The 18,112-nt window shown below is 69.5% G+C and carries 18 protein-coding genes and 4 tRNA genes; 9 read left to right on the plus strand and 13 right to left on the minus strand.

Features of this window, described 5'->3' with window-relative positions:
• From BMZ45_RS20745 to BMZ45_RS20800, 12 genes are all read right to left on the minus strand, one after another.
• Window positions 1–809 (minus strand): elongation factor Tu (locus BMZ45_RS20745; protein ID WP_091638424.1); only part of this gene is annotated, 809 nt, incomplete at its 3' end.
• 58 nt (window positions 810–867) lie between these two features.
• Window positions 868–943, minus strand: a tRNA-Thr gene (locus BMZ45_RS20750).
• A gap of 47 nt (window positions 944–990) precedes the next feature.
• Window positions 991–1,064 (minus strand) — tRNA-Gly (locus BMZ45_RS20755).
• A gap of 30 nt (window positions 1,065–1,094) precedes the next feature.
• Window positions 1,095–1,180: transfer RNA gene (locus BMZ45_RS20760), tRNA-Tyr, on the minus strand.
• A gap of 105 nt (window positions 1,181–1,285) precedes the next feature.
• Window positions 1,286–2,377 (minus strand): redox-regulated ATPase YchF, encoded by a 1,092-nt coding sequence (gene ychF / locus BMZ45_RS20765; RefSeq protein WP_056183241.1) that lies wholly within the window; start codon window positions 2,375–2,377, stop codon window positions 1,286–1,288.
• Between the two features lie 78 nt (window positions 2,378–2,455).
• Complete coding sequence (pth, locus tag BMZ45_RS20770; RefSeq protein WP_091638425.1) at window positions 2,456–3,037, minus strand: aminoacyl-tRNA hydrolase; 582 nt, start codon at window positions 3,035–3,037, stop codon at window positions 2,456–2,458.
• A 59-nt stretch (window positions 3,038–3,096) separates the two neighbouring features.
• Window positions 3,097–3,753 (minus strand): 50S ribosomal protein L25/general stress protein Ctc, encoded by a 657-nt coding sequence (locus BMZ45_RS20775; RefSeq protein ID WP_091638426.1) that lies wholly within the window; start codon window positions 3,751–3,753, stop codon window positions 3,097–3,099.
• A gap of 113 nt (window positions 3,754–3,866) precedes the next feature.
• Window positions 3,867–4,826: a ribose-phosphate diphosphokinase gene (locus BMZ45_RS20780; RefSeq protein ID WP_056183252.1), complete on the minus strand. Its 960-nt coding sequence runs from the start codon at window positions 4,824–4,826 to the stop codon at window positions 3,867–3,869.
• Between the two features lie 95 nt (window positions 4,827–4,921).
• Window positions 4,922–4,998: transfer RNA gene (locus tag BMZ45_RS20785), tRNA-Gln, on the minus strand.
• On the minus strand, window positions 4,961–5,872 hold the full coding sequence (ispE, locus tag BMZ45_RS20790; RefSeq protein ID WP_091638427.1) for a 4-(cytidine 5'-diphospho)-2-C-methyl-D-erythritol kinase: 912 nt from the start codon (window positions 5,870–5,872) through the stop codon (window positions 4,961–4,963). The genes BMZ45_RS20785 and ispE overlap by 38 nt, the downstream gene beginning before the upstream one ends.
• A gap of 27 nt (window positions 5,873–5,899) precedes the next feature.
• Window positions 5,900–6,901 (minus strand): lipoprotein insertase outer membrane protein LolB, encoded by a 1,002-nt coding sequence (gene lolB / locus BMZ45_RS20795; RefSeq protein ID WP_091638428.1) that lies wholly within the window; start codon window positions 6,899–6,901, stop codon window positions 5,900–5,902.
• Complete coding sequence (locus tag BMZ45_RS20800; RefSeq protein WP_254776720.1) at window positions 6,898–8,577, minus strand: tetratricopeptide repeat protein; 1,680 nt, start codon at window positions 8,575–8,577, stop codon at window positions 6,898–6,900. The genes lolB and BMZ45_RS20800 overlap by 4 nt, the downstream gene beginning before the upstream one ends.
• A gap of 196 nt (window positions 8,578–8,773) precedes the next feature.
• Here BMZ45_RS20800 and hemA point away from each other — a divergent pair, with 196 nt between their 5' ends.
• The 7 genes from hemA to ppk2 all read left to right on the plus strand — a co-directional run bounded on the left by hemA (window position 8,774) and on the right by ppk2 (window position 15,790).
• Window positions 8,774–10,069, plus strand: coding sequence for a glutamyl-tRNA reductase (hemA, locus tag BMZ45_RS20805; RefSeq protein WP_091638429.1), 1,296 nt, complete (start codon window positions 8,774–8,776; stop codon window positions 10,067–10,069).
• A 64-nt stretch (window positions 10,070–10,133) separates the two neighbouring features.
• On the plus strand, window positions 10,134–11,216 hold the full coding sequence (gene prfA / locus BMZ45_RS20810; RefSeq protein WP_091638430.1) for a peptide chain release factor 1: 1,083 nt from the start codon (window positions 10,134–10,136) through the stop codon (window positions 11,214–11,216).
• 181 nt (window positions 11,217–11,397) lie between these two features.
• A complete protein-coding gene (locus tag BMZ45_RS20815) occupies window positions 11,398–11,853 on the plus strand; it encodes a GNAT family N-acetyltransferase (protein ID WP_091638431.1) in 456 nt (151 codons plus the stop codon).
• Between the two features lie 13 nt (window positions 11,854–11,866).
• A complete protein-coding gene (locus BMZ45_RS20820) occupies window positions 11,867–13,591 on the plus strand; it encodes an O-linked N-acetylglucosamine transferase, SPINDLY family protein (RefSeq protein WP_091638432.1) in 1,725 nt (574 codons plus the stop codon).
• Between the two features lie 518 nt (window positions 13,592–14,109).
• A complete protein-coding gene (moaB, locus tag BMZ45_RS20825) occupies window positions 14,110–14,643 on the plus strand; it encodes a molybdenum cofactor biosynthesis protein B (RefSeq protein WP_091638433.1) in 534 nt (177 codons plus the stop codon).
• A gap of 5 nt (window positions 14,644–14,648) precedes the next feature.
• A complete protein-coding gene (locus BMZ45_RS20830; protein ID WP_091638434.1) occupies window positions 14,649–15,017 on the plus strand; it encodes a helix-turn-helix domain-containing protein in 369 nt (122 codons plus the stop codon).
• A complete protein-coding gene (ppk2, locus tag BMZ45_RS20835) occupies window positions 15,014–15,790 on the plus strand; it encodes a polyphosphate kinase 2 (protein ID WP_091638435.1) in 777 nt (258 codons plus the stop codon). Before BMZ45_RS20830 ends, ppk2 begins: the two co-directional genes overlap by 4 nt.
• 132 nt (window positions 15,791–15,922) lie before the next feature.
• Here the strand turns inward: ppk2 and BMZ45_RS20840 are convergent, their stop codons facing one another.
• Complete coding sequence (locus BMZ45_RS20840; RefSeq protein ID WP_091638436.1) at window positions 15,923–16,666, minus strand: helix-turn-helix domain-containing protein; 744 nt, start codon at window positions 16,664–16,666, stop codon at window positions 15,923–15,925.
• Window positions 16,667–16,867: 201 nt separating this feature from the next.
• On the opposite strand from BMZ45_RS20840, the gene BMZ45_RS20845 reads away from it, so the two are divergent.
• Both BMZ45_RS20845 and BMZ45_RS20850 read left to right on the plus strand, forming a co-directional pair.
• The gene (locus BMZ45_RS20845) at window positions 16,868–17,233 is read left to right on the plus strand and encodes a hypothetical protein (RefSeq protein ID WP_091638437.1); all 366 of its coding nucleotides are present in this window, start codon (window positions 16,868–16,870) and stop codon (window positions 17,231–17,233) included.
• Between the two features lie 14 nt (window positions 17,234–17,247).
• Window positions 17,248–18,093: a DUF2145 domain-containing protein gene (locus BMZ45_RS20850; protein ID WP_091638438.1), complete on the plus strand. Its 846-nt coding sequence runs from the start codon at window positions 17,248–17,250 to the stop codon at window positions 18,091–18,093.
• The last annotated feature ends 19 nt before the right edge of the window (window positions 18,094–18,112 follow it).

The raw sequence follows: 18,112 nt of genomic DNA on the forward strand, positions 1-18,112 counted from the left end.
TGGTCCAGCAGCTTGCGGAACATCTCGACGCCCGTGACCGTGGTCTTCTGCGTCGGACGGATACCGACGATTTCGATTTCGTCGCCCACCTTGATGATGCCGCGCTCGATACGGCCGGTCACCACGGTGCCGCGGCCCGAAATCGAGAACACGTCTTCCACCGGCATCAGGAACGGCTTGTCGATCGCGCGCTCCGGCTGCGGAATGAACGTGTCCAGCGCGTCCACCAGCTTCAGGATCGACGGCACGCCGATCTCCGACTGGTCGCCTTCCAGCGCCAGACGGGCCGAACCGTGGATGATCGGGGTGTCGTCGCCCGGGAACTCGTACTTGGTCAGCAGCTCGCGAACTTCCATCTCGACCAGCTCGAGCAGCTCGGCGTCGTCCACCATGTCGGCCTTGTTCAGGAACACGACGATGTACGGCACGCCGACCTGACGCGACAGCAGGATGTGCTCGCGGGTCTGCGGCATCGGGCCGTCAGCGGCCGAGCACACCAGAATCGCGCCGTCCATCTGCGCCGCACCCGTGATCATGTTCTTCACGTAGTCGGCGTGGCCCGGGCAATCCACGTGCGCGTAGTGGCGGTTCGCCGATTCGTACTCGACGTGCGCCGTCGAAATCGTGATGCCGCGCGCCTTCTCTTCCGGCGCCGCGTCGATCGCGTCGTACGCCTTGAACTCGCCGCCGAAACGCTCCGCGCCCACCTTCGTCAGCGCTGCGGTCAGCGTGGTCTTGCCGTGGTCCACGTGGCCGATGGTGCCCACGTTCACGTGCGGCTTGGTGCGCTCGAATTTACCCTTGGCCATGACTCGCTTCTCGCTTGGTTTCTTTAGGTGGCTTGCTGCGTTGGACGTACTGCTTGGATGGTGCTCACGAAAGGAATCGAACCTTCGACCTCCTCCTTACCAAGGAGGTGCTCTACCGACTGAGCTACGTGAGCGTGAAACTTTTCTACCGCTGTAATGGTGTCGCCTGGAGCAGAATCAATGGAGCGGGAGACGGGGATCGAACCCGCACCATCAGCTTGGAAGGCTGAGGTTCTACCATTGAACTACTCCCGCGCCGGAAACCGCTACAGCGTTGGAACTAACTGGTGGAGGGAGGTGGATTCGAACCACCGAAGGCGTAAGCCAGCAGATTTACAGTCTGCCCCCGTTGGCCGCTTGGGTATCCCTCCAAAAGAGCCCGCAATTCTGGCGCTCGAAACGGAGGAAGTCAACGTGTCCGGACACAAGTTTCGCAGATTTTTTTCCGGAGCGCGCGACTCGGCCCGTTCCGAGCCTCAAACGTTGAAACGGAAGTGCAGCACGTCGCCTTCCTGGACCCGGTATTCCTTGCCTTCCAGGCGCAGGCGGCCGGCGTCGCGGGCACCGGCCTCGCCCTTGTACTTGATGAAATCGTCGTAGCCGATGGTCTCGGCGCGGATGAAGCCCTTCTCGAAGTCGGTGTGGATCACCGCCGCGGCCTGCGGGGCGGTCGAGCCGGCCTTGACGGTCCAGGCCCGGACCTCCTTCACGCCGGCGGTGAAATAGGTCTGCAGGCCCAGCAGGGCGTAGCCGGCGCGGATCAGGCGGTTCAGGCCCGGCTCGGCCAGGCCCAGGTCGGCCAGGAAGGCGTCGCGGTCGGCGTCCTCGAGCTGGCTGAGCTCCTCCTCGATCGCGGCCGAGATCGGCACCACCTGGGCGCCCTCGCCGGCCGCGCGGGCGCGCACGGCGTCCAGGTGCGGGTTGTTCTCGAAGCCGTCCTCGAGCACGTTGGCCACGTACATGACCGGCTTGAGGGTCAGCAGGAACAGATCGCGGACCTGGGCCACGTCGTCCTCGGACAGGCCCAGCGCGCGCGCGGGCTGGCCGGCGTCGAGGCCGGCGCGGACCCGGCCCAGGACTTCGGCCCGGAGCTTGGCCTCCTTGTCGCCGGTCTTGGCGCTGCGCTCGGCGCGCTGCAGGGCCTTTTCCACCGATTCCAGGTCGGCCAGGGCCAGCTCGGTATCGATGGTCTCGATATCGGCGATCGGGTCGACCTTGTTGTTGACGTGGATCACGTCCGGATTCTCGAAGCAGCGCACCACGTGGGTGATCGCGTCGACCTCGCGGATGTGGGCCAGGAACTTGTTGCCCAGGCCCTGGCCGCTGGCCGCGCCGGCGACCAGGCCGGCGATGTCGACGAACTCGACCGCGGTCGGGATCAGCTTCTGCGGCTTGACGATCTCGGCCAGCGCGTTCAGGCGCGGATCCGGCACCGGCACCGCGCCCACGTTGGGCTCGATGGTGCAGAACGGGAAGTTGGCCGCGGCGATACCGGCCTTGGTCAGGGCGTTGAATAGGGTCGACTTGCCGACGTTAGGCAGGCCGACGATGCCGCATTTGATGCCCATGGCTGGTGGTCCGTGATTCGTGATTCGGGATTCCGGACTCGCCGCCTGGGCGTGTCCGGAATCCCCAATCGCCAATCGTCAGGCTTTGGAGGTATGCAGGCGCTTCATCGCCTCGTTGACGTCGCCCTGCACCGCCAGCGGCAGCACGTCGATGGCGTCGTCGATGGAACGCAGGATCGAGGCCTCGTCGTCGCGGCCGGGTCGCCCCAGCACCCACGGGGTGACCTTGTCCTTGTGGCCGGGATGGCCGATGCCCACGCGCAGGCGGTGGAACTTGCCGTGCCCGAGCAGCTTGATGGTGTCGCGCAAGCCGTTCTGGCCGCCGTGGCCGCCGTCGAACTTGAGCCGCGCGGTGCCCGGCGCCAGGTCCAGCTCGTCGTGCGCCAACAGCGCCTCTTCGGGCTCGATCTTCCAGTAGCGCAGCGCCGCGGTCACGGACTTGCCGGACAGATTCATGAACGTGGCCGGCTTGAGCAGCCAGACCGGACGACCGCCGATCTCGACCTTGGAGGTCTCGCCGAACAGCTTGGATTCCAGGCCGAAGCGGCCGCCGAACTTCTCGTTCAGGGCGTCCACAAACCAGAACCCGGCATTGTGCCGGGTCCGGGTGTATTCGGCGCCGGGGTTGCCCAGGCCGACGATCAGGCGCAGTCCCGCCATGGATCAGTACAGTCCGCGAACGCGAACCGGCGCGCCGGTCAGGGCGCGCCGGCAGGCGATCACTTCTTGTCTTCGTCCTTCTTGGCGACCTTGGCCGCCGGGACTTCGGCCGGAGCCTCGGCCGGAGCCTCGACTTCTTCCTTGCCGTGCTTGGCGATCACGATGGCGACATCGTGTTCCTTGCCCAGCTTCAGCTCGGGGATCTCGACGCCCTTGGGCAGCTTGATCTCGGACAGGTGGACGATATCGCCGACCGACAGCGCGGACAGGTCGATTTCCAGGAACTCCGGCAGGTCCTTCGGCAGGCAGCTGACTTCGACTTCGTTGAGCTCGTGGGTGACCACGACGTCGGCCGACTTGCCGGCCGGCGACTTGTCCTCGTTGAGGAAGTGCAGCGGCACGGCGACGCGGATCGCCTGGTTCTCATCCACGCGCTGGAAGTCCAGGTGCATGATGATCTGCTTGTACGGGTGGCGCTGCATATCGCGCAGCAGCACGCTCTCGGACTTGCCGTCGACGTCCAGGGTCAGGATCGAGGAGTAGAACCACTCGTTCTGGCTGGCCAGCCAGACCTTCTCGTGATCGAGCTGGACCGGCTGCGGAGCGGCCTTGCCGCCGTAGATGATGGCCGGGATGCTGGCGGCACGACGCAGGCGGCGGCTCGCACCCTTACCCTCGACGCTGCGGCCAGTGGCCTTGATGATGTGTTCGGACATTTTCGTTTACTCACATTTACTGCGTTGAACCGCCTCGCGGCGGTAAAGAACGCTCACCCGCGACCAGGTGAGCGGTGTTGCGTTCCCGGCCGAAGCCGGAAGCGCGGATTTCATCAGTCCACGTACAGCGAACTCACCGACTCGCCGAAGGCGATGCGGCGGATGGTTTCGGCCAGCAGCTCGGCCACGCTGAGCTGACGGATGCGGCCGCAGGCCCGGGCCGCGTCGGTGAGCGGGATGGTATCGGTCACCACCAGCTCGTCCAGCTGCGAACGGGTCACGTTGTCGATCGCCGCGCCCGACAGCACCGGATGGGTGCAGTACGCGACCACCTTGGTCGCGCCCTGCGCCTTGAGCGCGGCCGCGGCCGCGCACAGGGTGCCGGCGGTGTCGACGATGTCGTCGACCAGCACGCAGGTCTTGCCCGCCACGTCGCCGATGATGTTCATCACCGTGGAGACGTTGGCGCGCGGACGGCGCTTGTCGATGATCGCCAGGTCGGCGTCGTCGAGGCGCTTGGCGATCGCGCGGGCGCGGACCACGCCGCCCACGTCGGGGGACACCACCACCATGTTGTCGGTGCCGTGCGCGCGCCAGATATCGGCCAGCAGCAGCGGCGAGGCGTAGACGTTGTCGACCGGGATGTCGAAGAAGCCCTGGATCTGATCCGCATGCAGATCGACCGTGAGCACCCGGTCGGCGCCGACCGCGCCGAACATCTTGGCCGCGACCTTGGCCGTGATCGGCACGCGCGAGGAGCGCATGCGGCGATCCTGGCGGGCGTAGCCGAAGTACGGCACCACCGCGGTCACGCTGGTCACCGATGCGCGCTTGAGCGCGTCGATCAGCACCAGCAGTTCCATGAAGTTCTCGGCCGTCGGCGCGTTCGTCGGCTGAATCACGAACACTTCCTGGCGGCGCACGTTCTCTTCGATCTCGACCTGGACTTCGCCGTCGGAGAACCGACCGACCAGCGCCTTGCCGAGACGGATGCCGAGCTCTTTGCATACAGCCAAGGCGAGCGGGCGGTTTGCGTTGCCGCTGAATACCAGCAGGCTGCGATCGTTCTGCACTTTGTCTTCTCCGCTTCGCTCTGACCGTGGCGGGCGACGTCCATGTCCGATCCGGAGGTCTGGCCGGATCGGGCCTATTCAAAAACCGTTGTTACTGGCAGGGGCGGTAGGATTCGAACCTACGGATGCCAGGATCAAAACCTGGTGCCTTGGGCCTCTTGGCGACGCCCCTGCATAAGGTGTGTTTCGAGTACGGCGTGCAACGGAGACCGCGCGACGCCGGCCGCCGTCCAGGCCCGAAGACCGGAAGGCACTACCGTCAGCGCCGCTTCGGCGGATTCGCGTGTGGCGAACTCGACGAAACAGCCGCTGCCGGAGCCGGTCAGACGCGGCGTACCGACTCGCGACAAGGCGACGAACGCGGCTTCCACAGCCGGTTCGCGCAGGCGCAGAACCGGCTCGAACGCATTCCCGAGCGGCATACCCGAAACGAAGTCCGATATTGTCGCGGGCGCAGCATCCCGCGTCAATTCAGCCGATTGGAATAAGGCCGCGGTGGGCGCATGCACGCCGGGGTCGACCAGCAGATACCAGGCCGGCGCCAGCGCGATCGGCGACAGGGCCTCGCCCACGCCCTCGGCCCAGGCGTTGTCGCCGCGCACGAACACCGGCACGTCCGCGCCCAGGCTCAGGCCCAGCTCGGCCAGGCGATCCACGCCCAGGCCTGTGCCCCAGAGCGCATCCAGGGCGAGCAGCACGGTGGCCGCATCGGACGAGCCGCCGCCGAAACCGCCGCCCGCCGGGATGCGCTTTTCGATGACGATATCTGCACCTTGAGCGACGATAGCCGATTCTTTCAGTAATTTGGCCGCGCGAATGGTCAGATCCTGATCCTCGGGCACGCCCGCGACCGAGGCACCGTGGCGCACGATGCGGCCGTCGTCGCGCACGCGCAGGCGAATCGAGTCTCCCCAGTCCAGGAGACGGAACACGGTCTGCAACAGGTGGTAGCCATCGGCGCGGCGGCCGGTGATGCGCAGGAACAGGTTCAGCTTGGCCGGGGCGGGCCACAGGGACCAGGGGTGTTCGGGAGGAGCGGCGGACATGGTCGGTGGATCGCGTGGCGGAGCCGCTTACGGGCCTTTCGGGGCGGATGAACCGGTCGGGTGACGCCGCAGCCAATCGCTCAACGCGCGGTTGTAGGCGAGCGCATAAGCGCTGGCCTGGTTCATCAGTTTCATATGCTCGGCACCCTGGATCATGTCGCTGGTGCCGGCGAGATTGCGCCCGCCACGCACCCCAGGCGCGTCATGCGCAAGCCCTGGCGTGTCGCAGCTATAGCCGCAGATGCCGATCGCGCCCAGATCGCCGCGTTCGACATTGGCCAACATGTCCGCAGCGGGATCGTTGAGATTGAGTCCCGCCAACTCCTTGCGCAGTCGTGCCGCCATCGAATTGTCGATCGGCACCCAAGGCGTCTGCACCGCGGCCGTGGGCACTGGCGCAGGCGCGGTCGCCTGCCACTCATCCACGATGACTTTGACCTTGGCCTCGCCGCGCACCGCATCCAGCCGCGACGGCAACGCCGGGCCGCCCGCGCCATCGCCCGGGGGCCAACGGTAGTCGATGCCCCAGCCGCCCTGCTCGATTCGAGCCGGGCGGCCGTCTGCGCCGTAACGCACGCTCGCCGGCCCCTGGCCCACGGCGCGCAGGCCGCGCACCCAGTCGCTCAGGGCCGCGACCGGAATCTCCCAGCCGGTGGCCTCGCGCAGCAGCGCGGCGGCGTCGGGGCCGCTGCGGGTGCCGCCTTCCAAGCCCTCCAGGCGCGCACCGGCAGCATCGCCACTGAGGCGCCAGCTCTGCCGGGTGACCGGGGCGCTGAGCGCGACTTCGTAGCGATCGCCGTCCTGCCGCCATTCGATCCGCCCGGAGCCGCCGTTGCGGCCGTTGCTGAGCGCGATGCGGCCGCTCAGGGACCATCCGGTCTGAGCGCGCAATTCGCTCTCGCGCGCGGCCTGGGCGGCCTCGGCGGCGGCGGGCGCCAGCGGCGGCGGTGCCGGGCCGCGCACGACCTGCCCCGCGCACGCGCTCAGCAGTGCGGCCAGGGCCGCCACGGTCAGCGCGCGCGCCTTCATGCGCCGGTCTTTTCCAGCGCGCGCTTGAGGGCGCGGTTCTCGGGATCCAGCTTGCGCGCCTGCTCGAAATACTTGCGCGCCTCGTCCTTCTTGCCCACCGCCCACAGCACCTCGCCCAGGTGCGAGGCGATCTCCGGATCCTTCTGCAGGGTCAGGGCGCGGCGCAGCTCGACCAGGGCTTCCTGATTCCGGCCCAGTCGATAGAGCACCCAGCCGTAGCTGTCGATGATCGCGGCGTTGTCGGGTTCGGCGGTGCGCGCGCGCTGGATCAGTTCCAGCGCTTCCTGATAGCGCGTGGTGCGATCGGCCAGGGTGTAGCCCAGCGCGTTGAGCGCGGCCACGCTGTCGGGCTCGGCGACCAGGATGCGGCGGAAATCGGCCTCGGCGCGCGGGATGTCGTCGCGGCGCTCGTAGCTCAGAGCGCGCGCGTACAGCACTTCCGGCTCGTCCGGGAACGCGGCCAGGCCGCGCGCGAACGCGTCCAGCTCGCCGGCCTCGTTCTTGTCCTCGGCGCGCAGCGCGGCCTCCAGCAGGTAGGCGTCGCGGCGGGTGTCGTCCTCGGCCGAGGCGTCGGACTGCAGCGCGCGCAGGGCCGCGTAGGCCTCGTCGGCGCGCTTGAGTTCGTGCAGCACGTTGGCCGCGCGCAGCTTGGCGACCCAGCGCTGCGGGCCGCCGGGCACACCGCGGTACCAGTCCAGGGCCTCGTCGTTGCGCTCCAGGAATTCGGCGATCTGGCCCAGCAGCAGGCGCCGGCCCGGTTCGGGCTTGGCGGCGTTGCGGCGCAGCTCGTCGTAGAGCTTGGTCAGCGTGGGCTTGTCCTCGGCGCGCGCCATCAGCGAGGCGCGCAGGGCGTAGGTCTGGTCGTCCTGCGGGCCGCGGCCGAGGATCGCGGCGGCCGCGGGCAGGTCGCCCAGGGCGTCGTATTCCTGGGCGATCAGGCCGCGCATCTGCGGGTCGGTGTCGGCCTGGGCGGCGATCGACTCCAGCACCTTGCGCGCTTCGTCCTTGTTGCCGTCCTCGCGCAGCTGGCTGGCGCGCAGCAGGCTCACCCGCGGATTGCCGGGGAAACGCTCGACCACCTCGCCGACGATGCGCTCGGTCAGCTTGGGCTGGTCCAGGCGCTGGGCGTACAGGCCGAACGCGACCCAGGCCATCAGGTCCTTGGGCATCTGGCTGCCGTCGATCAGCTTTTCCAGCAGGCGCGCGGCCTGCTGCGGGTCCTTGGAGCCGGTCGAGAGCACGCCCAGCACGCGTCGCCAGCCGGTGTCGTCGGCCAGCATCAGGCGGTCCAGGTCGCGCAGGGCGGCGCGTTCGTCGCCGCCGCGCAGGGCCAGGATCGCCTGCGAGGCCAGCAGGGGCGCGCCCTCGCCGCCCAGCTCGCGCCACAGCGCCAGCGATTCGGCGGCCAGCTTGTCTTCCTTGGCCACGATCGCGATGTCGGTCGCGCGCGCGGCCAGTTCCTTGTCCTTGGCGGCGCGGGCGGCGGCGGCGTAGGCGGTCGCGGCCTCCTTGAGCTTGCCGGCCTGGAGCGCGAACTCGCCGGTCAGCAGCGGCTCCAGGGCCGCGCTGGTGGCGGCCGAAGCGTCGGCGGACACGGCCGCGGCCGGCTTGGCCGCGGGCGCGGCGGCGACCGGCGCCAGCAACACCGCCAGGACGGCGCCAGCGAGGAGGCTCAACGTGCGCGAGGGCGCACGGCGGCTTGAGACAGCATGAATCGAACCCATCGAATCCATCGAATTCGTCGAAACCAACAGGGCCGGTAGAATGGCGGCCTTCAGCAGCCCGCAGCTTATCGCAAGCACCTGAACGGATGTCCCCCACCTCGCCCCGTCGACCGCCGTCGGCCCCTGTCCCAGGACGCATCGCATTCCGATGAGCTTGTTCGTCCTAGGCATCAACCACCAGACCGCGCCGGTCAGCCTGCGCGAGCGCGTCGCGTTCTCGGGCGAGGCCGTGCCCGCGGCGCTGGACGCGCTGCGCGCGCTGCCGCAGGTGAGCGAGGTGGCCCTGCTGTCGACCTGCAACCGCACCGAGCTGTACGCGGTCGCCGACGACGACGGCCGCGCGCTGGCGGACTGGCTGGCCACGCATCCGGACGACATGGGCGATCTGCACGCCTATCTGTATCGCCACCGCGATGCCGAGGCCGTGCGGCATCTGTTCCGGGTCGCGACCGGCCTGGACTCGCTGGTGCTGGGCGAGCCGCAGATCCTCGGCCAGGTCAAGGACGCCTGGGCCACCGCGCGTAGCGCCGGCAGTCTGGGCAGCCAGCTCGACCGTTTGTTCCAGCAGGCCTTCTCGACCGCCAAGCGCGCGCGCACGGACACCCGCATCGGCGCCAACCCGGTCTCGGTGGCCTCGGCTGCGGTGCGCCTGGCGCAGGAGTCCTTCGCCCGTCTGGAGGACTCGACCGTGCTGCTGATCGGCGCCGGCGAGACCATCGAACTGGCCGCGCGCCATCTGGTCCAGGCCAAGGCCAAGCGCCTGCTGATCGCCAACCGCACCCTCAGCCACGCCCAGGACCTGGCCACCCGCCACGGCGGCGTGGCCCTGCCCCTGTCGGAACTCGACCGCCACCTCGGCGAAGCCGATATCGTGCTGTCGGCCACCGCCAGCCGCGAACCGATCCTGCGCCGGCCGCAGGTCGCCGCCGCGCTGGCCACGCGCAAGCATCGGCCGATGCTGCTGCTGGACCTGGCGGTGCCGCGCGACATCGCGCCCGACGTGGCCGAGCTCAAGGACACCTTCCTGTACACCGTCGACGATCTGGAACGGGCGATCGAAGACAACCGCCGCAGCCGCCGCGAAGCCGCGACCGAAGCCGAAGCCATCGTCGATCTGCAGGTCGCGCGCTTCGTCGAGACCATGGCCGCGAGCACCCGCACCGCCCCGCTCAAGCGCCTGCGCGCGCACGGCGAGGCCGCGCGCGCGGAAGTGCTGGCCAAGGCGCGCCAGCAGCTCGAGGCCGGACAGGATCCGGCCGAGGTGCTGAACTTCCTTGCCCACACCCTGACCAACCGCCTGCTGCACGCGCCCACCATCGCCCTGCGCGAAGCGGCGCTGAGCGGCAACGCCGAACTCGCGCGCGCCGCCGACAAGCTGTTCCCCGAGCAGCCTGGCGTTGGCGGCGATGCCGCATCGGATGCGGATTCGGACCGCGAAGCCTAGCGACGCCCCTACGCGTCGCCCGCTTTTGCCAATCCCGAATCCCGTCTCCCGAATCCCGGCTCTTATGACCCCGACCCTGCGCCGCAAGCTGGAAGCCCTCGCCGAACGTCGCGAGGAGCTGGAACGCCTGCTCGCCGATCCGTCCGTGATCGGCGACGCCGACCGCTTCCGCAAGCTGTCGCGCGAATTCTCGCAGTTGGAGCCAGTGGCGACCGCGCTGGCCGCCGAAAGCCGCGCCCAGGCCGACCTGGACGCGGCCGAGGCCATGCGCGGCGATCCCGAACTGCGCGAACTCGCGGACGAGGAAATCGCCGCCGCGCGCGAACGCTTGCTGAGCCTGGACGCGGAACTGCTCGCGCACCTGATCCCCAAGGATCCGCGCGACGAGGGCGACCTGTATCTGGAAGTGCGCGCCGGCACCGGCGGCGACGAGGCCGCGATCTTTGCCGGCGATCTGTTCCGCATGTACGCGCGCTACGCCGAGCGCCAGGGCTGGAAGGTCGAGATCGAATCCTCCAGCGCCGGCGAGCACGGCGGCTACAAGGAAATCATCGCCCGCGTCGAAGGCCGCGGCGCCTACTCCCGGCTGAAGTTCGAATCCGGCACCCACCGCGTGCAGCGCGTGCCCGAGACCGAATCGCAGGGCCGCATCCACACCTCGGCGGCGACGGTGGCGATCATCCCGGTCGAGCCCGAGGGCGAGCCGATCGAGATCAATCCCGCCGACCTGCGCGTCGACACCTTCCGCTCCTCCGGCGCCGGCGGCCAGCACGTCAACAAGACCGATTCGGCGATCCGCATCACCCACGCACCCAGCGGGATCGTGGTGGAAAGCCAGACCGAGCGCAGCCAGCACGCCAACCGCGACAAGGCCATGAAGCGCTTGAAGGCGATGCTGGCCGAGGCCCAGATCGCCAAGGCCGCCGCCGCGCAAGCCGAGACCCGCAAGCTCCAGGTCGGCAGCGGCGACCGCAGCCAGCGCATCCGCACCTACAACTTTCCGCAGGGCCGCATCACCGATCACCGCGTCGAAGGCCTGACCCTGTACGACCTGCCCAACGTGATCGCCGGCGAGCTGGACGCGCTGGTGGCGCGCTTGATGCAGGAGCATCAGGCCGACGAATTGGCGCGGTTGACCAACGACTGACGCTGCCGGCTGCCTGCGGGAGCGGCGTGAGCCGCGATCGCGGGACGGCCATTAGCGGCGCAGGCTACGGAATATCTCGATCGCGGCTCACGCCGCTCCCACAGAATGCACCTGGGTGGGCTATCGCCGCACAGGTGGGCCGGCGCCATAATCGGGCCACGCCCCTCCAGTAGTGCCGCCCATGCCCGTCACCGTCCGCCGCGCCCATCTCGACGATCTCGACGCCCTGGCGCCGCTGTTCGACCGCTATCGGCACTTCTACACCCAGCGCTACGACGAAGCCGTCTCGCGCGCCTTCATCGCCCAGCGCCTGCAGCGCGACGAGTCGGTGGTGTTCCTGGCCGAATTCGACGGCGCACCGGCCGGTTTCACCCAGCTCTACCCGACGTTCTCCTCGGTGCGCGCCGCACGCGTCTGGGTGCTCAACGACCTGTTCGTGGAGCACGATGCGCGCCGCCGCGGCGTCGCCCAGGCGCTGCTGAACGCCGCCGCCGAATTCGCGCGCGCCGACGGCGCGGTGCGGCTGGAGTTGGAGACCAATCCCGACAACGGGACCGCGCAGGCGCTGTACGACGCCAGCGGCTGGCACCGCTACGACGGCACCCTGCGCTACCACCTGCCGCTGAGTGCGGCCTGATCCGGCCGCCGCCTTGAACGACCCGCGCGTCGAACTGCGCCTGGCCTTGCAGCGCAACCCCGGCGACGCGATCGCCTGGATCGTGCTGGCCGAACACGAGCTCGACGCCGGCGACGCCAACGCGGGCGCGAACGCCGCGCAGCGCGCGCTCAAGCTGCGCCCAGGCCATCCCGAAGCGCTGGCGCGCCTGGGACGCGCGCAATGGATGCTGGGACGGCGCGACGAGGCGGTGGCCAGCCTGCGCGACGCCGCGCGCAATGCTCCCGATCACCCCGGCATCGCGGTCTGGCTGGGACATGCGCTGGAAGACAGCAGCGAGGCCGAAGCCGCCTCGCAAGCCTACGCACGCGCGCACGCGCTCGCCCCCGACGAACCGCAGCTGGCGGCCTATCTGCTGGCCTGGCGGCGTCGGCTCTGCGATTGGCGCGATCTGGACGCGCTGTCGCGCCAGGTGCGCGACGCGGTCGCGGCCGGACGCGCGGCGGTGGAACCCTTCGCCTTCCTCAGCGAGGATGCCGACGCCGCCGAACAACTGCGCTGCGCACGTCTGCGCGCGAGCGAGATCGCGCGCGCCGTGCGGCCCCTGCCCGCCATGGCCGCGCGCGCCGACGACGGCGCGCCGGTGCGGGCCGGCTTCCTGTCCAACGGCTTCGGCGCGCATCCGACCGGCCTGCTCACGGTCGCCCTGTTCGAGGCCCTGCGCGCGCAGCCCGCGCTGCAGACCCATCTGTTCGCGCTCACTGCCGACGACGGCGGCCCGGTCCGTCAGCGCCTGCACGCCGCCGCGCACGCGCTGCACGATGTGTCGCAACGCCCGCACGCGCAGGTGGCCGCGGCGATCCGCGACGCCGGCATCGAAGTGCTGTTCGACCTGCGCGGCTGGGGCGGCGGCGGCGTGCCGGAAGCGCTGGCGCTGCGGCCGGCGCCGGTGCAGGTGAATTGGCTGGCCTACCCCGGCACCTCGGGCGCGCCGTGGATCGACTACGTGCTGGCCGACCGCTACGCCCTGCCCGAGTGGATGGCGCCGCATTACAGCGAGGCCGTGGCCTGGCTGCCGCGCTGCTTCCAGCCCTCCGACACCGCGCGCGCGATCCTGGCGCCGCCGTCGCGCACCGACTGCGGCCTGCCGGAGACCGGCACGGTGTTCGCCTGCTTCAACAACAGTTACAAGCTCAACCCGCGCAGCATGGCGCGCGCGCTGGCGGTGCTGCGCGCGCTGCCGGGCAGCGTGCTGTGGCTGCTGTCGGGACCGGGCGAGGCCGACGCGCGCCTGCGCGCCTACGCACAGACCCAGGAGGTCGCGCCGCAGCGGCTGGTGTTCATGCCCAAGCAGCCGCATGCGGAGTATCTGGCGCGCCTGCGCCATGCCGATCTGTTTCTGGACACCGAGCCCTACAACGCCCACACCACCGCCTCCGACGCGCTGTGGGCGGGCTGCCCGGTGCTGACCCGGCCCGGCGCCACCTTCGCCGCGCGCGTCGCCGGCAGCCTCAACCATCACCTCGGTCTGGACGCGCTGAACGTCGACAGCGACGCGGCCTTCGTCGAGCGCGCGGTCGCGCTGGGCGGCGATCCGGCGGCGCTGGCCGCGCTGCGCGCGCAGCTCGCGCAGCGGCGCGCCGACAGTGGCTTGTTCGACATGAACGCCTATGCCGCCGACTTCGCCGCCGCGGTGGTGGCGATGGCGCATCGGCATCGGCGGGGCTTGGCGCCGGCGGCGTTGTCGGTGCGCGGGTAAGGCGCAAAGCAAATCCCCCCTAGCCCCCCTTTTTCAAAGGGGGGAACCGTTGCCGCCGCGGTGGTGGCGATGGCGCATCGGCATCGGCAGGGCTTGGCGCCGGCGGCGTTGTGGGTGCGCGGGTAAGGCGCAAAGCAAATCCCCCCTAGCCCCCCTTTTTCAAAGGGGGGAACCATTGCCGCCGCGGTGGTGGCGATGGCGCATCGGCATCGGCATCGGCACCGGCAGGGCTTGGCGCCGGCGGCGTTGTCGGTGCGCGGGTAAGGCGCAAAGCAAATCCCCCCTAGCCCCCCTTTTCCAAAGGGGGTAACCGCTGGCATCGCTCAGCATCTGCGTGCGCCGGCCCTCGCCCTTGCGCGCAGTCTTCCACCCTTGCGCCCCGTCTTCCTACCGCGCCCCGCTGGTCTTCCCCCTTTGCAAAAGGGGGATTGAGGGGGATTTGCTTTTGCGGCGTCACGTCGCCCACCAAGGGCCATCGGGATTTGCTTTTTTTCAGCCCCCAGCCCAGGCTGCGCGCCATGACCGCAGAACGCGATTTCATCCCCTTGCGACTGTGCGTGCTGACCGTATCGGACTCGCGCACCCTGGCCGAAGACAGCTCCGGCGACTATCTGGTGCAAGCGCTGAGCGAAGCCGGGCACCGCCTGAGCGAACGCCAGTTGCTGCCCGACGACCGCTACCGATTGCGCGCCGCGGTGTCGCAGTGGATCGCCGACCGCGAGGTCGACGGCGTGCTGGTCACCGGCGGCACCGGCTTCACCGGCCGCGACTCCACGCCGGAGGCGCTGCTGCCGCTGCTGGACAAGGAAATGCCGGGCTTCGGCGAGCTGTTCCGCGCGCTCAGCTTCGAGGAGATCGGCACCTCGACCCTGCAGTCGCGCGCCTTCGCCGGCCTGGCCAACGGCACCTTCGTGTTCTGCCTGCCCGGCTCGACCTCGGCCTGCCGCACCGCCTGGGACAAGATCATCCGCGCCCAGCTCGACGCCCGCACCCGGCCCTGCAATCTGGCCACGCTGCGCCCCCGCCTGCTCGAACCCGCTCACAAGGAGTGATCGCCATGCCGCTAGGTACCACCTTGCGACTGCTCGCCAAGGCCCGCGGCATGAACGCCGCCGACATCGCCACCGCCATTCCGCGCGCCGGCGTGGCCACCGTCAGCGCCTGGCTGCAGGGCGAGAAGCTGCCCGGCAAGGACCAGCTCGACGCGCTTGCGCGCACCTTCGGCGTCCCCGCCGGCGCGCTGCTGTCGGAACTGGCCAGCACCTTCGACCCGGCCCGTACCCAGGGCGAACACGATCTGCTGGCCGCTTACCGCGCGCTCGGCACTACTCAGCAGGGCGCCTTGCTGGAAGTGGCGACCGCGATGGCCGGCACCAAGCGCAGCCGCGCCCCGCGCGCACCGGCCAAGAAGAAGGCCAAGCGATGAGCAAGCTCAAGCGCAAGGACTACGAGGCCCAGCTCGAAGCGCTGCAACTGGAACTGGCGGACGTCGCGCGCTGGGTCCAGCACAGCGGCCGGCGCGTGGTCATCCTATTCGAAGGCCGCGACACCGCCGGCAAGGGCGGCGCGATCAACGCCATCACCGAACACCTCAACCCGCGCCAATGCCACGTCGTCGCCCTGCCCAAGCCCAGCGACCGCGAGAGCACGCAGTGGTATTTCCAGCGCTACGTTCCGCACCTGCCCGGCGCCGGCGAGATCGTGCTGTTCGATCGCAGCTGGTACAACCGCGCCGGCGTCGAGCAGGTCATGGGCTTCGCCCAGCCGGCCCAGGTCGCCGCCTTCCTCAAGCAGGCGCCTGCGTTCGAGAAGCTGCTCACCGACGACGGCATCGTGCTGTTCAAGTACTGGCTGTGCTGCGACCAGGCCGAGCAGGAAGAACGCTTCGCCGAACGCCTGGCCGACCCGCTCAAGCGCTGGAAGCTGTCGCCGATCGACGTCGAGGCGCGCAAGCATTACGACGACTACACCCGCGCGCGCGAGGCCATGCTCGCGGCCACCCACAGCAAGCATGCGCCCTGGACCCTGGTCGATTTCAACGACCAACGCCAGGGCCGGCTGACCCTGATCCGCGACCTGCTGTCGCGCGCGCCCGAGCACAAGCTGCCGGACAGCACACTGGAGTTCCCGCCGCTGCCGGGCAAGCCGAAGAAGGAACGTTACGGCGCGCTCAAGCCGATCGCGAACAAGAAGAAGTGAGGGCGCACGGTCGTTCGGAATGACGATCGCGGCTCACCCCGCTCCCACAGCAAGCTCGAGGCGGCGTCCGTGGCAGCGGCGTAAGCCGCGATCGCTTCACCGAAGCGCCCGCCCTCGCGTTCGCAGCAGCGCCTAGCCCGCCTGCGAACGCCGATACGGATGGAACAGCTGCAGCAGCCACGGCTTCTGCGCCAGCACCAGGCTCACGCCGACGCGTTCGCGCGCGCTCAGGGCGGCATCGCGCGCGAGCAGCGCGTCGAACTCGCGCGCGACCTCGCCCAGGCGCTGCTTGAGTTGGCGGATGCCGGCGATGCTGAGGCTGCCGCTGAGCAGCAGCAGCACGTCCTGCTCGCCGTCGAAGGGATCGGCGAAGAAATCGCCGAGCAGGTTCAAGCGGAAATAGCGCTCCATCGGGCCATCGGCGCGCCAGCGGAAGTTGCGCGACGTCAGCGGGCGGCCGCGGTTGCCCGGCATCAGTTCGATGATGCCCAGCCGATCCAGGCGCACCAGCAGACGCGTCCATTGCGCGTCGTCGAACAGGAAGTGTTCCTGCACGTCCGACTGCTTCCAGCGGTTCAAGGTCAGGAACAGCGCCAGCAGCAGCGCCGGCTCGTCGACCAGGGCCTGCTCCTGCGCCTCGCTGAGCTCGGCCATGACCTTGCGCCCGCGCGCGGCCTCGGCGCTGAGGTCGGCCAGGCCGACGTCGAGCACGTCGCAGATCTGCTCCAGCCGCTCCAGGCTCATCGCGCGCTTGGAGAACATGCGCTTGACCGCGGCCTCGCTGAGCTTCAGGCGGCTTGCGAGGTCGCGGTAGGTGAGGTCCTGCGCGCGCAGGAAGCGCTTGAGGGCGTCGACGAGTTCTAGGGACAGGGCCATGGGTATAAAAATACGCTACCCGGTGGCGCTGCGGGAGCCACCTCGCCGATACCCGTTGAAATCGGCGCGGGCGCGATCCAGCGTGGCCCCAGGTCCAGACGAGCAAACGCGATGCGCAGGTCCGCTCCACACCGGTTCGCACTCCGCAGGTGTTTCCCTCTCGTCTGGGCCGTTTCGGCCGCGATCGGTCTGCTGGCAGGGATGCCGGCTTTTGCGGCCGCGCAGTCCGACGGCGCGAGCCGCCAGTCCGAAGCCAGCCTGGCCGCGTCGGTGGAAGTGCCGGCCGCGGTATCGCTGGCCTTGTCGGAAGGCGCCAAGTTCGCGGTCTCCGGCATCGGCGCCAGCGCCCAGGGCGTGGCGATCACGGTTTCGGCCGTGGGCGTCGGCGCCTCCTTCGTGGTCTATGTGTCGGCCGAGGCGGCCAAGGAACTGGGCCTGCACGTCGGTCAGGCCGTGCAGGTCAGCGTGCTCGCCACCGGCTGGCTGATCAGCGCGGCCGGCCGGACCTTGTGCTTCGTGCCGAACGAACGCACGCGCCCCCTGCTGCACAGCCGCCGCATCGGCTGAGCGAGGTCTCGCGCGTGCGCACCGGATTCCTGTCGGCCTGGCGCGGTTACGCCCTGGCCATGGCGCTGACGCTGGCGATCGTCGCCACACCGCGCGCCGAGGCCGGCACACGCTGCGATGCGCAGACGGTGTCGGCGGACAAGGTCGCCGCGGCCGCGGCCACCGCCTTGCGCGTGGCCGAGGCCTTGGACGAACGCGATGCGCCGGTGGCCCTGATCGCGCGCGTCGGCACCGACCTGTCGGCGCAAGGGCTGGTCTACAGCCATGTCGGCTTCGTCGTGCGCGATCACCCGAACGGGCGCTGGACCGCGGTCCATCTGCTCAACGAATGCGGCAGCGACCGCTCGCACCTCTACGCCCAAGGCCTGGTCAATTTCTTCAGCGACGACCTGGTCAACCAGGACGCGCGCATCGTCTGGCTGCAAGCCGCGCAGGCGCAGCGCCTGGCCGCGCACCTGCGCGCGCTGCCGCGGCGCAGCCTGCATCAGCCGCATTACAGCCTGATCGCGCGTCCCGGCAGCGGCGAGTATCAGAATTCCACCGCCTGGGTGCTGGAACTGCTGGCCGCGAACGCGCCGGACGGCATCGCCATCGACGATCGCCGCGCGGCCTATGCCTGGGCGCAACGCGACGGCTTCCGGCCCGATCGCATCCACATCCCCTATTCCAAGCGCGTGCTCGGCGGTCTGTTCTCGGCCAACGCAGCCTTCACCGATCACCCGGTCGGCACGCGATTGTCAGGCGAGTATCCGGTGGTGACGGTGCGCTCGATCTTCGACTATCTGCAGCGGCGCGGATATGCGAGCGAGCAGCGCGAGTGGCGGAATGGGCGGTTGATGCTCGCGCCTGGGCCGGCCTGAGTCGGCAAGCAGGCGAACA

Source organism: Lysobacter sp. cf310 (assembly GCF_900114355.1).
Taxonomy (GTDB): Bacteria; Pseudomonadota; Gammaproteobacteria; order Xanthomonadales; family Xanthomonadaceae; genus Lysobacter.

Bases quoted from the DNA above. Each gene is read 5' to 3' on its own strand.
- ychF (WP_056183241.1), bottom strand. From the start codon at position 2,377: ATGGGCATCAAATGCGGCATCGTCGGCCTGCCTAACGTCGGCAAGTCG.
- pth (WP_091638425.1), bottom strand. From the start codon at position 3,037: ATGGCGGGACTGCGCCTGATCGTCGGCCTGGGCAACCCCGGCGCCGAA.
- BMZ45_RS20775 (WP_091638426.1), bottom strand. From the start codon at position 3,753: ATGTCCGAACACATCATCAAGGCCACTGGCCGCAGCGTCGAGGGTAAG.
- ispE (WP_091638427.1), bottom strand. From the start codon at position 5,872: ATGTCCGCCGCTCCTCCCGAACACCCCTGGTCCCTGTGGCCCGCCCCG.
- lolB (WP_091638428.1), bottom strand. From the start codon at position 6,901: ATGAAGGCGCGCGCGCTGACCGTGGCGGCCCTGGCCGCACTGCTGAGC.
- hemA (WP_091638429.1), top strand. From the start codon at position 8,774: ATGAGCTTGTTCGTCCTAGGCATCAACCACCAGACCGCGCCGGTCAGC.
- prfA (WP_091638430.1), top strand. From the start codon at position 10,134: ATGACCCCGACCCTGCGCCGCAAGCTGGAAGCCCTCGCCGAACGTCGC.
- BMZ45_RS20815 (WP_091638431.1), top strand. From the start codon at position 11,398: ATGCCCGTCACCGTCCGCCGCGCCCATCTCGACGATCTCGACGCCCTG.
- moaB (WP_091638433.1), top strand. From the start codon at position 14,110: ATGACCGCAGAACGCGATTTCATCCCCTTGCGACTGTGCGTGCTGACC.
- BMZ45_RS20830 (WP_091638434.1), top strand. From the start codon at position 14,649: ATGCCGCTAGGTACCACCTTGCGACTGCTCGCCAAGGCCCGCGGCATG.
- ppk2 (WP_091638435.1), top strand. From the start codon at position 15,014: ATGAGCAAGCTCAAGCGCAAGGACTACGAGGCCCAGCTCGAAGCGCTG.
- BMZ45_RS20840 (WP_091638436.1), bottom strand. From the start codon at position 16,666: ATGGCCCTGTCCCTAGAACTCGTCGACGCCCTCAAGCGCTTCCTGCGC.
- BMZ45_RS20845 (WP_091638437.1), top strand. From the start codon at position 16,868: ATGCCGGCTTTTGCGGCCGCGCAGTCCGACGGCGCGAGCCGCCAGTCC.